The following is an 18,046-nucleotide window of genomic DNA, read 5'->3' as shown; positions in this document are numbered from 1 at the left end:
TATTCCTTCCCTATTCTACCTTATTTATACCCTCGTGCCTAATTACCAGCTGGTTACAAATTGTGGCACTTAACATGTGGTTTCAGGAGTGTAGAAATCTCTCCTCAACTATTTGGCATTTATTCCACAACTCCCTACTTTTATATCAAGTAATTTGTACCTAACCTTTGATCATGATGATAAAAATGCTCCTGGCAGTAGCATGTTCTGTCTCGTTTGGCATCGTTCAGGCACAAAACGTACCCACCGTCACTCCACATTCACCCACCGTACCCGACATTTCCACCGTAGCTTACCCTGTACCCACCGTAACGTCTAGTAAGCCCACCGTTCACTTAACCGATCCATCGTTTTACGAACAGATTCCGCTCGTCAACGAGGTTATCGGCTTCGCTAAAAAGCACCTTTCCATTCGGTACCGGTCTGGCGGCACCAGCACACGCGGGTTTGACTGTTCAGGTTTTACCCGCTTTTGTTTTAGCCACTTCGGGCTCAGTCTGCCTCATTCCAGTGCCGCCCAGGGTAATGTCGGTCATGCCGTCGACAAATCCGACGCGCAACCCGGCGACCTCATTCTCTTTAAAGGACACAGTTCAGGAGGTAACCGCATTGGTCACGTTGGTCTGATTACGGAGGTGATCGGAGACCGGATCAAATTCATCCACTCGGCCTGGAACGGGGGCGTCCGGTATGACTACCTGCACGCCGATTATTACCAGCGCCGGTTCATGGGCGTTCGGCGGGTTGTTACCCTACTGGCCGAAAAATAGCACGGTAACTGCTTTATCTGATTATAAAAATAAAGCGGCTCAAGGGCCGCTTTATTTATGTAGGGTCGTGCCAGCCCCACCGCTCGTTACGGCAGCTCCCAGCTCGTCGGCGTGGCAGATCACTACCCGGGCCACGCCGTTATCCAGCGCCCTAAACGCATTATCCAGCTTAGGAATCATGCCTTTATTGATGAACCCGGCGGCTTTGTAGTCCGCGTAAGTGGTCGGGTTTAGCGCCGGAATAACGCTGTCATCGTTAGCAGGATCCGCCAGTACGCCCCGCTTCTCGAAACAATAGACCAGCGTTACAGTATCGTGCCGGGCCAGATCAACCGCAATAGCGGAAGCCATGGTGTCGGCATTGGTGTTCAGCAAACCACCCTGGTTGTCGTAGCTGATGGGCGCAATAACCGGCGTCAGGCTCTGGCGCAGAAAGAACTGAATCTGTCCGGCATTGACTTCGTCCAGATCGCCTACAAAGCCGTAATCGATGGCCCCGACCGGCCGCTTGTGAGCCAGTACAATTCGGGCATCGGCGCCGGTAAGACCAATGGCGTTGCAATCCAGCGTCTGAAGCTTTGCCACGATCTGTTTGTTGACCAAACCGCCGTATACCATCGTAACGACGTCCAGCATGGGCTGGTCGGTAATACGCCGTCCTTCTACCATGGTGGTCTGAACGCCCAGCTTCTCAGCAACCTGGGTCGCTATTTTACCGCCACCGTGTACCAGAAGTTTAGCACCGGGCAAACCGGCGAAGGCGGTCAGAAAACGCAGCAGGGCGTCGGGGTTATCGATGACGTTACCGCCAATTTTTACTACGGTCAGGTTATTCATGCCAGACTAGCACACAGCCGACTCGGGCAGGCTCCACTCAGCTAAGCTTCGCTGCGTAAAGTACCCAGTCCTGCCGGCTGTGATCAATAGGTTTTAAGAATTTCTTTCAGTACCGCCTGGGCCGACCACTCCCGGTTAGCCGCCTGCTCGATCACCAGCGACTGCGGCCCATCCAGCACGGCGTCGGCCACTTTCAGGTTACGCCGAACGGGCAGGCAGTGCATAAACTTACCCGCGTTGGTCCGGACCATATCGTCCATCGTAACGGCCCAGGACGGGTCCTGGGTCAGCACCTGTCCGTAGTTAGTGTAGGATGACCAGTTTTTTCCGTAGATGAAATCGGCCCCGGCAAAGGCTTCTTCACGGTTGTAGATGACCCGGGCGTTACCCGCAAACTCAGGAGCCAGCTCATACCCTTTGGGATGGGTTATAACGAACTCGACATGACCCGACGCAGCCCGGGCGTTCATCCACTCACTGAACGAGTTGGCTACGGCCTGGGGCAGCGGCTTGAAATGAGGAAGCCAGGTCAGCACCACCCTGGGGCGGGCCACGGTCTTCGCTTCTTCGATCGTGATACAATCGGCCAGCGACTGCAGCGGATGCCGCGTGGCAGACTCCAGGTTCACGATCGGCACCCGGGCGTAGCGGGCAAACTGCTGCATGACCTGTTCGCGGTAGTCGCTGTCGCGGTCTTTCAGTTCGGCAAAGGCTCTGATGCCGATGATATCGCAGTATCGGCCAATCACGGCAGCCGCTTCGCGAACGTGCTCCGCTTTATCGCCGTTCATCAGCACCCCTTCTTCCATCTCCAGTCCCCAGGAGTCCTGACCGACGTTCATGATCATCACGTTCAGACCCAGGTTCTGGGCGGCTTTCTGGGTACTGAGCCGCGTGCGCAGGCTGGAGTTGAAAAAGATGAGCCCAATGGTTTTGTTCTTACCCAGCAGCTGGTCGGCAAACGGGTTGGCTTTGGCATCCCGGCCAGACTGAATGAGCGCGTCGAGGTCGGTTACGTCAGCGAGAGAAAGAAAGTTGGTCATAGTGTAGGGAAACGCGGAGCGCGCAAATCGGCATCGGCTGGCAGCAAGCCCGGCCGGACCAAAAATAAGTTTATAAGGAAACAGCCTGCTTCACCTCCTGCTGCAGGGCGTCGAGGAACAGATCGGCTTCGTCGGTACCGATGGCCAGCGAAGGCAGCAGCCGGATGGTGTTCTTACCGGCCACGCCCGTGAACTGCTTGTGTCCGAAGAGCAGCGCTTTCCGAAGAGCATCAACCGGGTAATCGTATTCGATACCGATCATCAGCCCGCGGCCACGCAGTTCTTTATAGCCGCCAATCTGCCGGATACCGTTCATGAGGTAATCGCCCATACGAACGGCGTTGTCGATCAGCCCTTCGTCGCGCATGATGTCGAGCACGGCAATGGCGGCCGTACAGGCCAGGTGGTTCCCGCCAAACGTCGTACCGAGCAGCCCGTAGCTGGCGTGGAACTTTGGCGAGATCAGGATCCCCCCGATCGGAAAACCATTACCCATTCCTTTGGCCATCGAGATAATATCAGCCTCGATACCGCTGAACTGGTGCGAGAAGAACCGCCCCGACCGGCCGTATCCGCACTGAACCCCATCCAGGATGAGTACAGCCCCTGTTTCGTCGCACCGACGGCGCAGTGTTTGCAGAAACTCATCAGTGGCTACATGAATACCGCCAACGCCCTGAATGCCTTCAATAATAACCGCACAGGTCTCGCTGGTAATGCCGGCAATTGCAGCCTCTATATCATTGTAGGGCAAGAACCGAACGTGCTGGTTGTAGTTGACGGGCGCCACGATGGCCGGGTTGTCGGTGGCGGCAACGGCGCCGGCCGTGCGGCCATGAAACGCTTTCGTAAACGCCACCACCTGGGTGCGGCCCGTATGAAACGACGCCAGCTTCAGCGCATTCTCGTTGGCTTCGGCCCCGGAATTACACAGAAACAGGGCATAGTCCGGATGGTCCGACAAATCGCCCAGTTTATCGGCCAGCTCCTGCTGCAGCGGAATCTTTACCGAGTTCGAATAAAACGAGATCCGGTGCAGCTGGTCGGTCAGCGCCTGTACGTACCGGGGGTGCGTATGCCCTACCGAGATGACGGCGTGGCCGCCGTACAGGTCCAGATAACGGGTGCCTTGGGCATCCCAGAGGTAGCTGCCCTCCGCCCGAACGGGTTCGATGTCGTAGAGGGGGTAAACGTTAAACAAGTCAGCCATTGGTCCGATCAATAATCCGTGGGTGCAAGTTTACGGATAATCGGGCGAAATGGGGTCCGGAAACACAAAAAGGAAGCCATGGAGCCTCCTTTTTATGTTTCCGGACCGCTGGACTTCAGGCAGGCAGCCCGTCAATGAATGTCTGGAGTGCCTGTACGGCAGCTTCGGGTTCTTCGATCATACCCAGATGACCAGACTGGTCGAGCGTAACCAGCTGAACCTGATCCGACAGCTCGGCCAGGGTAGCGGTTTTGTCGTAGGCAATCAGCTGGTCCTGTTTGCCGAGTATCAGCAGCACCGGAAACGAAGCGGTTCGCAGCACATCGGTCCGGTCAGGGCGACCCATAATAGCCTCCATACCAGCCGCCAGCGCATCGGCGGGTATCGTGCGGTAGCGGTCGATATACGGTTTCAGCTGATCGGCGGGATAATCGGGAGCCACCATTTTGGGCAGGGTCGACTCGATAAACGGTTCCGCGCCGACCGTATTGAGTTTCCCAATGGTTTGTTGGCGCTGTGCTTTCTTCGCGTCATCGTCGGCATAGGCGGTTGAGTGGAACAGCACCAGGCCTTTTACCCGGTTCGGATACCGCTCGGCAAACGCCAGCGCGATATAGCCCCCCATTGAATGGCCGACCAGTACGACTTGCCCATCAGCACCGGCTTCGGCCGCCAGATGCTTGCTGATCAGCTCGGCGTATTCGTCGATGCTGCGGTGGGTGGCCACGTGCGCCACGTCCGGTACGACGACCGGAAACTTGGCCGACAGATCGGCATCGACCCGCTGCCAGATGGTAGCGTCGACGCCATGGCCGTGGATAAGACAGACAAGCGGTTGTTGGTTCATAGTAGCAAAAAAACCTAAAAGACCGTATGAACAGGTCTTTTAGGTTTCAGTAATTGTAGTTGTACGATTTACTATTCAAGCACGCCCAGCAGGATCAGTACAATACCTACGATAAGCAGGATCAAACCAATTACGCCGATTACTCCGCCGAAGATCAGCGACAGCAGCAAACCGATGGCCCCGATGATGATACCATTGCGGGTGTTGCGGTTCAGCGCCTTCGAATCGTCAGGAGCTACGTGATTTTTGATCTTCTTATCCATTTTCTTCAGCATCGTCCGCTCCATCAGCGACATTTTCTTCGTCGCTCCGGCGGTGGTAGCTACGGCCGTTTTGGCGTTGGATGTAGCCAGCAGCTGGTTAGCACGCTCAATGTGTTTGGCCAGTTTTTTGTTCGAAGCCAGTTTGCTGTCGTTGCGAACATAAGCTTCTACCTGGTTCATCACCTGCCGAACCTGAGCTGTCTGCTCGGCCGGTGCAGGAGCCGCAACGGGCGCTACTTCAACAGCGGGCGTTTCAGCAACAACCGCCGGCTGAGCCACCTCGGCCGGGGTAACAACGGCTACTGTCTGAGGCTGGGGCGACTTATACTGCTCGCGCTGGCTTGGCTGAAAATAAGCAACCGGACGGCTGCAGGAGGAGAGAATGGCGGCACCCATCAGGGCGGCAAAAAGATTCCGGGAAAGTGTGTTCATTGAAAAAACAGATTAAAATACATACTGACTTATCAACCAAAACAACCGCAACTTATAAGGTTTGTTGGATGTCAGGCAAAAAAATTGTATAAAATTGAGCGAATGAAGGATCACATCATATGAAATTCCCGGGTAATGAGCCCACTAGCTCTTCCCGGAAATTTCATGGAAATGAACGCAGATACGCGCTAGGCCAATAGTCCGACCAAGAGTACAATGGCCCCGGCCAGGAGCAGAATAACCCCCAGCGTACCCGAACCGCCCAGCAGCAGAACGAGCAGACCGATAATCACCGCTACGGCACCAGCCGCCAGAATACCCGTGTTGGCCATTGCTTTTTCGGGGTTGTTGGGGGCCAGCTGGCGGTTAATTTTCTTGTTTAGCTTCTTGATCATCAGCCGTTCAACAAGCCCGGCTTTTTTCTGAGGAGCCGTAGTCGCAGCGGGCGTCAGCGTGTTTTTCTGCGCGGCCGAGGTCAGCATGGTCCGCACCTTGTTCAGGCGTTTCTGTACGGTTTTATCGGTGGCCAGTTTGGCGTCGTTGCGCACCATCGCGTCCATCTGATCCAGTGCGGCATTGGCCTGGGCAATCGGCTGGGCGGGTGTGGTGGCCACAACGGATTCGTTTACATCACCAACCGGAGCTGCTACATCCGCTACGGGAGTCGGTGCAGCGGGTGCTTTCGCAAACGACTCGCGGGGGCTTTTCTGGAAATAAGCTACCGGGCGGCTGCAGGAGGCAAAGAAAATGGTCAGCACGAGGCCGACCAGCAGACGTTGTGTAAGCGTGTTCATGGTGTAACGTTGGTTTAATGGTCAAATGGATTTGTTTATCAGGGGGTAAACCGGCGCTACCGTCAATTGTTGAGAGTTTAGAAAACTATTCGATCAACTGGTCAACAAAAAACCCCGACATCGGTGTGATGTCGGGGTTTTTTGTTGGTCTGAAGCCGCGTCGATCAGGCTACGGAGCGTAGTTCCTGATGGGCGGTCTTGCCGAATTTTTCGCGGGCGTACTCCAGACTGACGGTCAGCTCTTTTATGCCTGTCTGCGACGGAATTTCGAACATGGCGTCGGTAATGATCGACTCACAGATAGACCGCAGGCCCCGGGCGCCGAGGCCGTACTGCAACGCCTGGTCTACGATGTAATCGAGCGCGCTATGATCCCAGTGCAGGGTCACCCCTTCCATCTGGAACAGTTTGTCATACTGTTTCGTGATGGCGTTTTTGGGCTCGGTTAGAATCTGCTTCAGCGCGGCTCGATCGAGTGGCTCCAGGTGAGTCAGCACCGGCAACCGGCCAATCAGCTCCGGAATCAGCCCGAATGATTTCAGATCGAGGGCCGAGATATACCGCATCAGATGCCCGCGCTCGAAGGTTTCGTTCAGGCGCCGATCACCCGAGAAACCGATGGGTCGGGTGTTGATCCGCTTGGTAATGTGCCGCTCGATACCATCAAAAGCCCCTCCGCAGATAAACAGAATATTCTCGGTGTTAAGCGCAATCAGGCGCTGGTCCGGATGTTTACGACCACCCTGGGGCGGCACGTTGACGACCGATCCTTCGAGCAGTTTCAGCAGCGCCTGCTGTACCCCTTCGCCACTGACATCGCGGGTAATGCTGGGATTGTCGGACTTGCGGGCAATCTTATCGATCTCGTCGATGTAGACAATACCCCGTTCAGCGGCCTCCACGTTATAGTCTGCGGCCTGCAGCAGGCGCGTCAGAATCGTTTCGACATCTTCGCCTACGTAGCCGGCTTCAGTAATGACCGTAGCATCGGCAATACAGAACGGGACTTCCAGAATCTTGGCAATGGACCGGGCCAGGTAGGTCTTGCCCGTACCGGTTTCGCCCACCATGATAATGTTCGACTTCTCGATCGTAACATCATCGTTGGTTTTGAGCTGCATCAACCGCTTGTAGTGGTTATAGACCGCTACGGTAATGGATTTCTTGGCTTCATCCTGACCAATAATATACTGGTCCAGATGCCGCTTCATATCGACGGGCTTGATCAGGTTGATCTTGATTTCGGCCGGTTCACTCCGTTGCGGGCGCATTTCTTCCAGCACCACCTGGTGCCCCTGCTCGATGCAGTAATTACAGATGTGCGCGTCGATTCCCGAGAGCAGCAACATCACCTCGTTTTTGCGTCGTCCGCAGAACGAGCAACTGATTTGTGGCATGAACGTTTGCAGTGTATTAAGCTGGTTTGTACGGACGAAGGCCGAGCCGCCGTGTTCTGGCTAATTACCTGACTATTTTCAGCAGCCTGTCTGGCTACCCAATCGGGATTCAGTTCGGTCTTGTCCGGGTTTGTGTAACGGTATGTAGCGTGTCTTTGTTACCTCAAGTTCGCTAAAAAAAGCGACCCGGGCACACCCGGGTCCTCAGTAGTCTGCAAATTTATTGACCGGTGCCCGAATTGCCTAAAAAACGCATCAAATGACCTACAATGCCCATTTGATCACCGGACAAACCAGTCAATACATAGCCCGTTATAAACAGACAGGGGCAACCGAACAGGTTGACTGTTCAGCTGCCCCAATCTGATTCGAAGTGGCGTAACTATGCTTTCTCCCGACGCAGTACCTCGTCGATCAGGCCGTATTCTTTAGCTTCTTCGGCGCGCATCCATTTGTCGCGGTCCGAATCCTTTTCGATCTGCTCAACGGTCTTACCCGAGTGATGGGCCAGAATCTGATACAGCTCTTCGCGAAGTTTGACGATCTCGCGGGCCGTAATCTCAATATCGACCGATTGTCCCTGCGCGCCACCCGACGGCTGGTGAATCATGATGCGGGCGTGGGGCAGGGCGGTCCGCTTACCCGCTGCGCCACCGGCCAGCAATACCGCGCCCATCGACGCAGCCAGGCTCGTGCAGACGGTAGCCACGTCGGGCCGTACGTACTGCATGGTGTCATAGATACCCAAACCGGCATAGACCGAGCCGCCGGGGCTGTTGAGGTACATCAGAATGTCTTTCTTGGGATCGGCCGACTCCAGAAAAAGCAACTGGGCCACAATGATGTTGGCAATATTGTCATCGACGGGAAGGCCCATAAAAATGATCCGGTCGGCCATCAGGCGCGAAAACACGTCGACTTCGCGGAAGTTCATCGGACGCTCTTCGATGACAGACCGGGTCATGTTCTCGACAGTGTGGTTCATGTAGCCGTCAACGGTCAGGCCATTCAGCCCCATATGGTGTACGGCGTACTTGCGGAATTCGTTCTGAAAATTCATATCCTGGATTTACGCTTTAGTATAAAACGATGATAAGCGGGTGTTAGTTTCGGGCTAATTAACCACACATAGACCGACTACACAAAGATTATGGCGTTCTTCAATAAACTTAATGCCCGTCCGTGTCCATTGTGTCGCTGTGCTTCATAAACTTGCACCGAACGATGCAAAATTGCGTTATGCAACCGAAATACCCTGTCGGTCTCTGTTTAGATTTTATCGGTATCACTTGAGATGAAGACCTCTGTCGAAGAAAAAATACGGCTACACAGGCTCCAGCGCGGACTTTCGCAGGAAAACATGGCCGACCTCCTCAACCTGTCAACTACGGCTTACGGCGATATAGAACGCGGCAAGACGGAGCTGACGCTGACGCGCCTGACCCAGATCGCGTCGGTACTGGAGCTGTCGCCGGTGGCCCTGCTGTCAGACGATGCGCTGACGGCTCAGGTCGTCGACACGCCCGACGAGGATGCGGAGCACGAGCGTGAAACCCTGCGGCTGACGGTTGAGAAGCAGCAGATCGAAATCGATAAACTCCGGCTCGAAGCCGAGTACTGGAAACGCAAATACGACGACCGAATCGCCCTCGAGCTGGTTCGCAGTATAGGGGCTCAACAACCCCGCGAACGAATCGGGTTTTAGGTCGGGACAAGCCCCGCATTTTTTTTCATAGGTGCGTAGGGGTATCCCTGCGTTCGGTGGTCATAGTGTAAAACCACCGAAAAACACCGCATCCTCTGACAACAACGGCTCCTTTTGTGCAGACAACTCCGGACGAAACCCTGATCGGCGAAATCCGCATCGGCAACGAAGCGGTGTTCGAGACCGTATTTCGTCAGTATTACGCGCCCCTCTGCCGGTACGCCCGCCCGATGCTGGGCGACATCGACGAAGCCGAAGAGGTGGTACAGGCGATTTTTCTGACGGTTTGGGAACGGCGCGAATCGTTGTTGATTACCACTTCCCTGAAAGCGTATCTGTATCGGGCTGTTCATAACCGCTGTCTCAACCGGCTCAACCAGCAATCCGTTCAGGCCGGTCACCGCCAGCAGGCCGCCGATGAACTGTACAGCAACCCACCCAGCCCAACCCAGGATTTGATGGCCGACGAGTTGAGCACCCGGCTTCAGCAAGCCATGGGCCGACTACCCGAACAGTGCCGACGGGCGTTTGAGCTGAGCCGGTTCGACGAGTTATCGTATAAAGAAATTGCCGATCGGCTGGGTATTGCCACCAAAACGGTCGAGAACCAGATTGGCAAAGCACTGCGTATTCTCCGTACTGAATTGAGCGACTATTTACCACTTTTACTTCTCCTGGCCTGGGGAACTGGCGCATAATGGCAACTGAACCGCAATCACCGATCGATGACGCGCTGCTGGGCAAGTTTCTGGCGGGCGAAGCCTCCGCAGCCGAGGCCGAACGGATACGTCGCTGGCTGACCGACCCTGCCAACCAGCGCGAATACGATAGGTTTGCCCGGATCTGGCACACAGCCGGTCAGCTTACCCAGACCGAAACGGTCAATACCGAGGCCGCCTGGCAACAGGTTCGCAGCCGAATGCACCAGCCGTCTCCAGCCGTTACCAAAACCGTTGTGCGCCCCTTGCCCGTTCGGCCAGCGCCCTGGCGCAGCTACGGCCGGATAGCGGCCATGCTCGCGCTGGCGGTGCTGGCCGGCGTGTCGGTCTGGCGCTATACCCGCTCCAGCACCGCCGACCAGCCAGCCGCGCTCCTCTCCGTAGCCACCACCTCGACCGCGCGGCAGTTTACCCTGCCCGATGGATCGACGGTCTGGCTCAACCGCAACAGTCGGCTGACCTATCCGGCCACGTTTACCGACAGCAGCCGGACTATTTCCCTTACCGGCGAAGCTTTTTTCGATGTCACCCATGATCCGGCGCATCCGTTTCGGGTACGGGCCGGAAAGGCCGTGGTCCGCGTACTGGGCACCTCGTTCAATGTGCGCTCGCGGGGCGATAGTGTGCAAGTGGCGGTACGAACCGGGCGGGTACAGCTGTCAGCTCCGCGGCAGGCCATTGTGCTGACACCCAATCAGCAGGCTACCTACCAGCGGACTGCCGATACCATCCGCCGACCGGTAGCCCTGGATGCCAACCAGCTGGCCTATCAGACCGGGCGCCTGTCGTTTGTCAATACCTCGCTGGCCGAGGTGGTGCGAACGCTGCACGATGTTTACGGTACTGACATCCGGCTCGATACACCCGCCCTCAGCAACTGCCGGCTGACGGCCGACTTCAACCGCGAATCGGCCGATGCCGTGCTGGCGGTGGTGGCCGAAACCCTGTCGCTAACCGTCCGACGCGACGGCAATACGCGCGTACTTACCGGCGCTGGCTGTGGACAATAACATAACCTGGCATGGGGGTATTAGCCCGCTGACTGGTCTTTGGTCAAACCAGCATTTGTTATGACCTTACTTCGCATTTTCGTTTTTCTGCTTCTCACCCCGGTTTGGCTGCGTGCCCAGTCGACACCCCCGCTCGAACGGCTGATCACGGTTACCCTGCGCAACGAACCGCTCAATCAAGCCCTTACTGTTATCAGCCGTACCGGCCAGTTTAGCTTTTCGTATAACCCCGCCATCCTGAACCAGAGCCGCCCCGTTAGCCTGCGGGTGGTCAACCGGCCCGTCCGCGAGGTACTGGGGCAGCTTTTCGGCGGAACCGTCCGGCTCCGGTCGCGGGGTAACCACGTCATTCTACTCCGTGCCGACGAGCCCGAACAGCCCAAAGACTTTATCCTCGACGGCTACGTCATTGACGGGCAAACCACCGAACGGATCGGGTCCGTAACCGTTTTCGAACGTAACTCGCTGCGGTCGGCCCTGTCTAACGAGTACGGCTACTACCGGCTGAAACTCCCGGCCGACCTGGCTGCGGTGCGGCTCGAAGTTCGGCGTCAGGCTTACCTGAGCCAGTCGCTGGCCATTCCGTCGCGCCGGTCGCAGCCCCAGAATATTTACCTGACTCCCCTGCCCCGGCCTGCTGCCGTCAGTCCGCTCGACACCCGGCCGTTACCGACCGATTCAGCCAGTCGGCCCGGCCCGATTCTGGCTGAACGGCCCGTCGTCTTTGCCTCGGCCGATTCGGGTACGGTACCGATGCCCGCATCGTTTCTGGACCGGAGCCGGCAAACCATTGGCCGCTGGGCGCTGTCGACCCGGCAACTCCTGACCGATATCAACCTCGACCGCGACACGCTGTACCGCACCTGGCAGGTATCATTTCTGCCGGGTATCGGCACAAACCGGGGGCTGGGTGGCCGTATTATCAACGACTATTCGGTCAACATTTTGATCGGGCATTCGCTGGGCGTACGGAAGGCCGAGTTTGGTGGCTTGTTCAACCTCGTCCGCGAAGACGTGCAGGGGGTGCAGGCAGCCGGTTTCGGAAACCTCGTTGGGGGCAATACGCAGGGGGTTCAGCTCGCAGGATTCATGAATACAACCCAGGGCAACGTTGGGCCGGTGCAACTGGCGGGCTTCGTCAATACCGTTGGCGGCACCGTTCGGGGCCTGCAGGCGGCCGGGTTTCTGAATGTGGTCCGAAAAGACGTGCAGGGCGTTCAGCTGGCTGGCTTCCTCAACGCCGACCGGTCCAGGGTGCAGGGCGCTCAGGCAGCCGGTTTTGCCAATGTGGTCGGGGGCGATGCGGGTGGTTTCCAGGTGGCCGGATTCACCAATGTGGTTCGGGGCCAACTACGGGGCTGGCAGGTGAGCGGTTTTCTGAACGTAGCCCGCGACGTGGTCAGTGGCCGACAGGTAGGCTTCATCAACCTGGCCCGCTCGTCGGAGCGCGCACCCGTCGGTTTTTTCAGCTACGTACAGACGAATGGGTACCGGGCCATAGAGGCTTCGGCCAACGAGGTCACGCCCCTCAACGCCACGTTCCGGACGGGGGTTCGCTCGTTTTATAACCTCTTCACGGCCGGGTATAATCCGGGCGGACGCTTCTGGAGTTACGGCTACGGGCTGGGCACCGCTACGGCCGAACGACGCGGCTGGTCGGTATCGCTGGAAGGCAGCGTACACCAGCTCAACCGCACCGATGAGTGGATCGATAACCTGAACATGCTGCTGCGGCTCTCTCCCCAGCTCAGCAAACAGATAGCCGCCGGACTGGGTATTACGGCAGGGCCGACGCTCAACGGCTACTACTCGAACGATGTATTTCTCAACCCCCTGCGCAACCAGTCGCTCCCGGCGGCTATTCTGACCCCCGACGCGCCGGACAACACCCGCGACGAATGGTCGGGCTGGCTGGGCTGGCAGGTAGGGCTGCGGTACAGCCTGTAAAAAAAGCCCCCCGCTCGTGGGGGTTACTGAGCGGGAAGCGGTCATAGGCGCAAACATGCTACACACGCTATGCGCTTCCCGCTCCTGCCGACGCTACTAATCGGCCTCTTTCTACCCCTCATCACAATGGCCCAACCGCTGACTCAAACCGTGCGCGGGGTCGTGGTCGACCAAAGCCTGCAAACTCCCATTCCCGGCGCCACGGTCGTTCTTCAGACGGCTACACCAGCCAGGGGAACCCTCACCGACACCGACGGATCGTTTCGACTGGCTGGCGTTCCGGTTGGGCGGCAAACCCTCCGGATTTCATTTGTCGGCTACAAAGACGCCCTGTTGGCCAACGTAGTTGTCGATGCCGGAAAAGAACTGGTACTCACCGTAGCTCTTGAAGAAGCCATTGGCCAGCTGGCCGAAGTAACGGTGAAGCCTACTGTCGAGAAAGACAAACCGCTGAACGAAATGGCAACGGTATCGGCCCGTACGTTCTCGGTCGAAGAGACGCAGCGCTTTGCCGCAGCCGTCAACGACCCGGCCCGCATGGCCACGGCCTACGCCGGGGTAGTCGGGGCCAGCGACGGCAACAACACCATCGTTATCCGGGGCAACACCCCTAACGGACTGCTCTGGCGGATGGAAGGCGTCGAGATTCCGAACCCCAATCACTTCGCCAACGTAGGCACCGCGTCGGGGGGCATCTCGATTCTGAGCGCCCAGCTACTGGCTAATTCCGACTTCATGACGGGGGCGTTTCCGGCCGAATACGGCAACGCGCTCTCGGGCGTTTTCGATCTGCGGCTGCGTCGGGGCAACAACCAGAAGCCGGAACATACCATTCAGGCGGGGGTGCTGGGGATCGACGTATCGAGCGAGGGGCCATTCAGCAAGCGGTACAAAGGGTCGTACCTGTTCAACTACCGCTACTCCACCCTTGGCTTGCTGAGCAGACTGGGGCTGGACGTAGGCACGGGCGTGACCACCTTTCAGGATGTGTCGTTCAACGTTTACCTGCCCACCGCCAAAGCCGGCACGTTTACCCTCTTCGGCTTTGGCGGCCTCAGCAGCCAGAACACCGATGCCGTCCGCGACTCAACGGTCTGGCGGGCCAGCTACGAACGCTACGACGATCGGTTTACGGCCAATACAGGCGCCGTTGGTGCCACGCACGCGATCAATATCGGCCCGCGGGCGTTTCTTAAAACGGTCTTTTCCGGTTCGGGTTACCAGAACCGCTACCAGAGCGATTACCTGACCGAGCAGTACCGCCCCGAACTTCGGTACCGGGAACAGTATACCATCCGAAAAGCCATTGCTTCCAGCACCCTGACCTACAAGCTGACGAGCCAGCACACCATTCGGGCTGGTCTGATTGGGTCGCAGATCGGCTATACCCTCGCCCGCGATGAATGGGCGGCCGATCAGGAACGGGTTGTTACCACCGTACGGGTACCTGGTCAGTCTACGGTTACGCTACAAGCATTCGGGCAGTGGAATTACCGGCTGTCGGAGCAGTTGACCGTAAACGCCGGGCTGCATTACCTGCGGCTCTTCCTGAACGGGTCCGACGCCCTGGAGCCGCGTGGGTCGGTACGCTGGTCGTTCCGGCCGGGGCAGTCGCTCAGCCTGGGCTACGGCCTCCACAGCCAGACCCAGAACCCGGCCGTTCTGTTTGCTACCTCGCCCGGGGTCGGTCAGCGGTCGAACCAGGCGCTTGGCTTCACCCGTTCGCATCATGTCGTACTGGCTTATGACCGTCGCCTGACCGATCAGCTGCGGCTGAAAGCCGAAACCTACTACCAGTCGCTGTTCAATATTCCGGTCAGTGCCGACACGGCCGACTCATTCTCCATCATCAATTTCCTCGACGGGCTGAGCACCGACAAGCTGGTCAACAGCGGTACGGGACGTAACTACGGGCTGGAGCTGACCCTGGAGCAGTTTCTGAATAAAGGCGTGTATTTCCTGTTGTCATCGTCGCTGTACCGGTCCGAATACCGGGGGTCGGATCAGATCTGGCGGAGCAGCCGCTTCGACGGTCGTCATGCCACGAGTTTTCTGGCGGGGAAAGAGCTAGCCACCGGCGACCGGGGCCTGTTCCGAAACGGTACTATCGGGCTCAATATCAAGCTGACTTACTACGGCGGTTACCGCGAAACACCCGTCGACCTGGCCGCGTCGCAGGAACGGGGCGCAACGGTCCGGTACGACGACCTGGCCTATACTGTTCAGCTGCCCAACTATTTTCGCACCGATGTGCGGTTCAGCTGGAAAAAGAACCGCCCCCGCTCCACCAGAACCCTCTCGCTCGACGTACAGAACGTAACCAATCGCCAGAATGTCTTCGGCCGCTACTTCGATCCGCAAACCGGCACTACCCGCACCAGCTACCAAACAGGCCTCTTACCGGTGCTGAGCTACCGCGTCGCGTTTTAAAAACAGCATGGCCACGTCTGACAGGAATCGGACGTGGCCATGCTGGGCTGGATACGATTTGCTACTACGGCAGGCCGTTGGGACTACAGGCTCACAGACGCCCAGTCGATACCGTTTTTATTGTTGGGCTTCCGCACTTCGTAAGCCACCAGCAACTGACCGTCGACCACGACCCCACTGGCGTTGGTGCCGTTCTGCGCATTTTTGACGTACTGGGTGGCCGCGGTACCGGCAGCGTCGATGGTACGGAACGCAATGACCGAGCTCATGCCACTCTCCGACGGCTGGCTCTGCTCCCAGAGCAGTACCGACGACTTCGAGGCAGGTACCAGATACGCATTTTTGGCGGTAGGATCGTCGAGCACAAACAGCCGCTTGCCCTGCCCGTTCACCACCCGGATACCCGGCGAATCGGTCGTGCCCGAGAACCAGGCTACCAGCGGATTGCCGCCACCCGCGCTGGAGGTTGGGCCCGAGTGCGGGCAACCGTTGATCTGCCAGTTGTCTTTCGACAGGATCGCAGGCTTCGTAAAGGTTTTTCCGTTATCCGTCGAGCTCATCCGGGCAATGTCGCGGATGTTGTCCTGGTTTTCGCGATAGTATACGTGCAGCGTGCCGACGGGGTCGACCAGCAGACTGATGTTGCAGCACGCACAAACGTAGGGGTCCAGAACGCGCTCGGCGCCAAATTTTCCGCCTGCGGTTGTTACCAGCCGCAAATCGCGCTGCTCGTGTTCGTTGCCCGGAATATCGTTCAGCCAGGTTACGGCTATCTCGTCGTTGGCCAGCACGGTGGCGTCGAAAAAACCACGTACAATATTCGGTGTTTTATCAGCGTGAACCGGCTCGGGCAAGGTCCAAGTGTTACCCTGATCGGCGGAAGTAACATAAACAATCCTCAGATCGCGTGGCCGGCCACCACCACGGGCCGGTTTGGACGCGTCGGCCTTCGGGGCGTTGTGCCCTTCGTGTCCGCCGTGGGTATGATCAGCAGTCGGAACAACCGAAGCCTGTGCGTTGGTGGGTTCGGGACCGCGCAGGGCAAATACAGCTACTGGCGATCCATTCTTACGAAACAGCAGTTTGGGCCGCATCAGCCGCGAGTTACCGATACCCGCTGCCGAATAAATCAGTTTCTTACCCCCAAACGTCCTGCCTTTGTCGCCGGACTTGGCCCAGTAGAAGTATACTACGCCATTGTTGTCTTTTTCGGTCCAGGAGAGAGCCACCTCACCGGCGGGGGTGCGGGATAGCGTAGGCACCGCATAAGCGCGGGTGGTATCGCTGAAGAGGCCCGTGTGGGCGTAGCTCGCCAACCCACAGAGGGTCAGCAGACAGAAGAAAGTTATTTGCTTGAGAAAGGTACGCATACGATAGGGGTTTGACCAGTGCGGGCAAGAGTTATTTATATTAAGTCTAAGTTACAGCAAAGGTAAACGATGCCTTGCATGTTTGTTCTGCTGTTTGCAAAAATTCTGCTTACCGTGTCGGGCACCCGCTTATATTTGATCGGTTTACCTTGAAACGGCCCGCAGACACAGGCCATTTTCCTTCTACATCCATGAACGAATCGAGTAAAAATTTTCTGTATCAGTACCTCAACAATGCCTCACCGACCGGATTCGAATCGTCGGGGCAGCAGATCTGGCTGGATTACCTCAAGCCTTATACCGACGAGTATATTGTCGATACCTACGGTACGGCGGTGGGCGTAATCGGGCCGGGCAAAGACTATAAAGTGGTGATCGAAGCCCACTCCGACGAGATTTCATGGTTCGTCAACTACATCTCCGACGACGGCTATATCTACGTTCGGCGCAACGGGGGTTCCGACGCGCTGATTGCCCCGTCGATGCGGGTGCTGCTCCATACTAAAAAAGGCCCCGTAACGGGTATTTTCGGCTGGCCGGCCATTCATGTCCGCGACCTGGCCAAAGATGCCGCACCCAAAGTGACCGACCTTACCATCGACGTGGGGGCTGCTACGAAGCAGGAAGTAGAGGAGATGGGGATTCATGTCGGCACGGTAGCCACCTTCTCCGACGGGCTGATGGAGCTGAACGATCGCTTTTACGTAGGTCGGGCATTGGACAACCGCATGGGCGGATTCATGATTGCCGAAGTGGCGCGGCTGCTCAAAGAAAACAACATTACCCTGCCCTACACGCTGTATATCGTGAATGCGGTTCAGGAAGAAATCGGTCTGCGCGGGGCCGAAATGATTGCCCGCCGACTAAAGCCCGATCTGGCCATCTGTACCGACGTAACCCACGACACCCAATCGCCGAAGTACGACAAGAAAGAACAGGGCGATCTCAAGTGCGGAGGGGGCCCGGTGCTTTGCTACGGCCCGGCGGTGCAGAACAACGTCCTCGATTTCCTGATCGACGTGGCGCAGACCCAGGACATCGCCTTTCAGCGGCAGGCGGTAAGCCGCTCGACCGGTACCGATACCGATGCGTTCGCCTATGCTACGGAAGGCATTGCCTCCGCGCTGATCTCTCTCCCGCTGAAGTACATGCACACCACCGTCGAAACCGTTCATAAAGAGGACGTACAGAACGTTATTAAGCTCATGTACGAAACCCTGCTAGCCCTGAAAGGCAACGAAGATTTCCGGTACATCAGATAAAAAACGCCCG

At 57.3% G+C, this 18,046-nt stretch carries 16 protein-coding genes; 7 read left to right on the top strand and 9 right to left on the bottom strand.

The window, feature by feature from the left end:
- Window positions 1-173: 173 nt before the first annotated feature.
- Window positions 174-770, top strand: a complete 597-nt coding sequence (locus FBR45_RS05520) for a C40 family peptidase (protein WP_171044839.1) — start codon at window positions 174-176, stop codon at window positions 768-770.
- Window positions 771-821: 51 nt separating this feature from the next.
- Here FBR45_RS05520 and argB read toward each other — a convergent pair whose 3' ends face one another.
- The 8 genes from argB to FBR45_RS05480 form a co-directional block, all read right to left on the bottom strand.
- Window positions 822-1,607, bottom strand: coding sequence for an acetylglutamate kinase (gene argB / locus FBR45_RS05515; RefSeq protein WP_138500083.1), 786 nt, complete (start codon window positions 1,605-1,607; stop codon window positions 822-824).
- Between the two features lie 83 nt (window positions 1,608-1,690).
- Window positions 1,691-2,650 carry an N-acetylornithine carbamoyltransferase gene (locus FBR45_RS05510; RefSeq protein ID WP_138500081.1) on the bottom strand — a complete coding sequence of 320 codons (960 nt, stop codon included), beginning with the start codon at window positions 2,648-2,650 and terminating at the stop codon, window positions 1,691-1,693.
- A gap of 70 nt (window positions 2,651-2,720) precedes the next feature.
- Window positions 2,721-3,860: an aspartate aminotransferase family protein gene (locus tag FBR45_RS05505; RefSeq protein ID WP_138500079.1), complete on the bottom strand. Its 1,140-nt coding sequence runs from the start codon at window positions 3,858-3,860 to the stop codon at window positions 2,721-2,723.
- 115 nt (window positions 3,861-3,975) lie between these two features.
- Window positions 3,976-4,707 (bottom strand): alpha/beta fold hydrolase, encoded by a 732-nt coding sequence (locus FBR45_RS05500; protein WP_138500077.1) that lies wholly within the window; start codon window positions 4,705-4,707, stop codon window positions 3,976-3,978.
- Between the two features lie 71 nt (window positions 4,708-4,778).
- Window positions 4,779-5,402, bottom strand: coding sequence for a hypothetical protein (locus FBR45_RS05495; RefSeq protein ID WP_138500075.1), 624 nt, complete (start codon window positions 5,400-5,402; stop codon window positions 4,779-4,781).
- Between the two features lie 188 nt (window positions 5,403-5,590).
- Window positions 5,591-6,196 carry a hypothetical protein gene (locus tag FBR45_RS05490; RefSeq protein ID WP_138500073.1) on the bottom strand — a complete coding sequence of 202 codons (606 nt, stop codon included), beginning with the start codon at window positions 6,194-6,196 and terminating at the stop codon, window positions 5,591-5,593.
- A 164-nt stretch (window positions 6,197-6,360) separates the two neighbouring features.
- Window positions 6,361-7,593, bottom strand: coding sequence for an ATP-dependent Clp protease ATP-binding subunit ClpX (gene clpX / locus FBR45_RS05485; protein ID WP_138500071.1), 1,233 nt, complete (start codon window positions 7,591-7,593; stop codon window positions 6,361-6,363).
- Between the two features lie 382 nt (window positions 7,594-7,975).
- Entirely contained in the window at window positions 7,976-8,653 is a 678-nt protein-coding gene (locus FBR45_RS05480; RefSeq protein ID WP_138500069.1) for a ClpP family protease, read from the bottom strand.
- A gap of 234 nt (window positions 8,654-8,887) precedes the next feature.
- Between FBR45_RS05480 and FBR45_RS05475 the strand changes: the two genes are divergently transcribed.
- From FBR45_RS05475 to FBR45_RS05455, 5 genes are all read left to right on the top strand, one after another.
- The gene (locus FBR45_RS05475; protein WP_138500067.1) at window positions 8,888-9,298 is read left to right on the top strand and encodes a helix-turn-helix transcriptional regulator; all 411 of its coding nucleotides are present in this window, start codon (window positions 8,888-8,890) and stop codon (window positions 9,296-9,298) included.
- 116 nt (window positions 9,299-9,414) lie between these two features.
- A complete protein-coding gene (locus FBR45_RS05470; RefSeq protein WP_246082116.1) occupies window positions 9,415-9,996 on the top strand; it encodes an RNA polymerase sigma-70 factor in 582 nt (193 codons plus the stop codon).
- Entirely contained in the window at window positions 9,996-11,027 is a 1,032-nt protein-coding gene (locus tag FBR45_RS05465) for a FecR family protein (RefSeq protein ID WP_138500063.1), read from the top strand. Before FBR45_RS05470 ends, FBR45_RS05465 begins: the two co-directional genes overlap by 1 nt.
- Window positions 11,028-11,087: 60 nt before the next feature.
- On the top strand, window positions 11,088-12,974 hold the full coding sequence (locus FBR45_RS05460; RefSeq protein ID WP_138500061.1) for an STN domain-containing protein: 1,887 nt from the start codon (window positions 11,088-11,090) through the stop codon (window positions 12,972-12,974).
- 69 nt (window positions 12,975-13,043) lie between these two features.
- On the top strand, window positions 13,044-15,404 hold the full coding sequence (locus FBR45_RS05455) for a TonB-dependent receptor (RefSeq protein ID WP_138500059.1): 2,361 nt from the start codon (window positions 13,044-13,046) through the stop codon (window positions 15,402-15,404).
- Window positions 15,405-15,487: 83 nt separating this feature from the next.
- On the opposite strand, the gene FBR45_RS05450 is transcribed toward FBR45_RS05455, so the two are convergent.
- Window positions 15,488-16,774 (bottom strand): sialidase family protein, encoded by a 1,287-nt coding sequence (locus tag FBR45_RS05450; protein ID WP_138500057.1) that lies wholly within the window; start codon window positions 16,772-16,774, stop codon window positions 15,488-15,490.
- Window positions 16,775-16,965: 191 nt separating this feature from the next.
- Here FBR45_RS05450 and FBR45_RS05445 point away from each other — a divergent pair, with 191 nt between their 5' ends.
- The gene (locus tag FBR45_RS05445; protein WP_138500055.1) at window positions 16,966-18,036 is read left to right on the top strand and encodes a M42 family metallopeptidase; all 1,071 of its coding nucleotides are present in this window, start codon (window positions 16,966-16,968) and stop codon (window positions 18,034-18,036) included.
- Window positions 18,037-18,046: the final 10 nt, after the last annotated feature.

The organism is Spirosoma lacussanchae, from assembly GCF_005870035.1.
In the GTDB taxonomy this organism is placed as follows: Bacteria; Bacteroidota; Bacteroidia; order Cytophagales; family Spirosomataceae; genus Spirosoma; species Spirosoma lacussanchae.
Note: the sequence above shows the minus strand (reverse complement) of the source record. Positions and strands in the feature narration are given on the sequence as shown.

Excerpts from the sequence above, each read along its gene's own strand:
- FBR45_RS05445 (WP_138500055.1), top strand. The coding sequence starts at position 16,966 with ATGAACGAATCGAGTAAAAATTTTCTGTATCAGTACCTCAACAATGCC.
- FBR45_RS05505 (WP_138500079.1), bottom strand. The coding sequence starts at position 3,860 with ATGGCTGACTTGTTTAACGTTTACCCCCTCTACGACATCGAACCCGTT.
- FBR45_RS05450 (WP_138500057.1), bottom strand. The coding sequence starts at position 16,774 with ATGCGTACCTTTCTCAAGCAAATAACTTTCTTCTGTCTGCTGACCCTC.
- FBR45_RS05460 (WP_138500061.1), top strand. The coding sequence starts at position 11,088 with ATGACCTTACTTCGCATTTTCGTTTTTCTGCTTCTCACCCCGGTTTGG.
- FBR45_RS05520 (WP_171044839.1), top strand. The coding sequence starts at position 174 with ATGATGATAAAAATGCTCCTGGCAGTAGCATGTTCTGTCTCGTTTGGC.
- FBR45_RS05475 (WP_138500067.1), top strand. The coding sequence starts at position 8,888 with ATGAAGACCTCTGTCGAAGAAAAAATACGGCTACACAGGCTCCAGCGC.
- argB (WP_138500083.1), bottom strand. The coding sequence starts at position 1,607 with ATGAATAACCTGACCGTAGTAAAAATTGGCGGTAACGTCATCGATAAC.
- FBR45_RS05480 (WP_138500069.1), bottom strand. The coding sequence starts at position 8,653 with ATGAATTTTCAGAACGAATTCCGCAAGTACGCCGTACACCATATGGGG.
- FBR45_RS05500 (WP_138500077.1), bottom strand. The coding sequence starts at position 4,707 with ATGAACCAACAACCGCTTGTCTGTCTTATCCACGGCCATGGCGTCGAC.
- FBR45_RS05455 (WP_138500059.1), top strand. The coding sequence starts at position 13,044 with ATGCGCTTCCCGCTCCTGCCGACGCTACTAATCGGCCTCTTTCTACCC.
- FBR45_RS05490 (WP_138500073.1), bottom strand. The coding sequence starts at position 6,196 with ATGAACACGCTTACACAACGTCTGCTGGTCGGCCTCGTGCTGACCATT.
- clpX (WP_138500071.1), bottom strand. The coding sequence starts at position 7,593 with ATGCCACAAATCAGTTGCTCGTTCTGCGGACGACGCAAAAACGAGGTG.
- FBR45_RS05495 (WP_138500075.1), bottom strand. The coding sequence starts at position 5,402 with ATGAACACACTTTCCCGGAATCTTTTTGCCGCCCTGATGGGTGCCGCC.
- FBR45_RS05510 (WP_138500081.1), bottom strand. The coding sequence starts at position 2,650 with ATGACCAACTTTCTTTCTCTCGCTGACGTAACCGACCTCGACGCGCTC.
- FBR45_RS05465 (WP_138500063.1), top strand. The coding sequence starts at position 9,996 with ATGGCAACTGAACCGCAATCACCGATCGATGACGCGCTGCTGGGCAAG.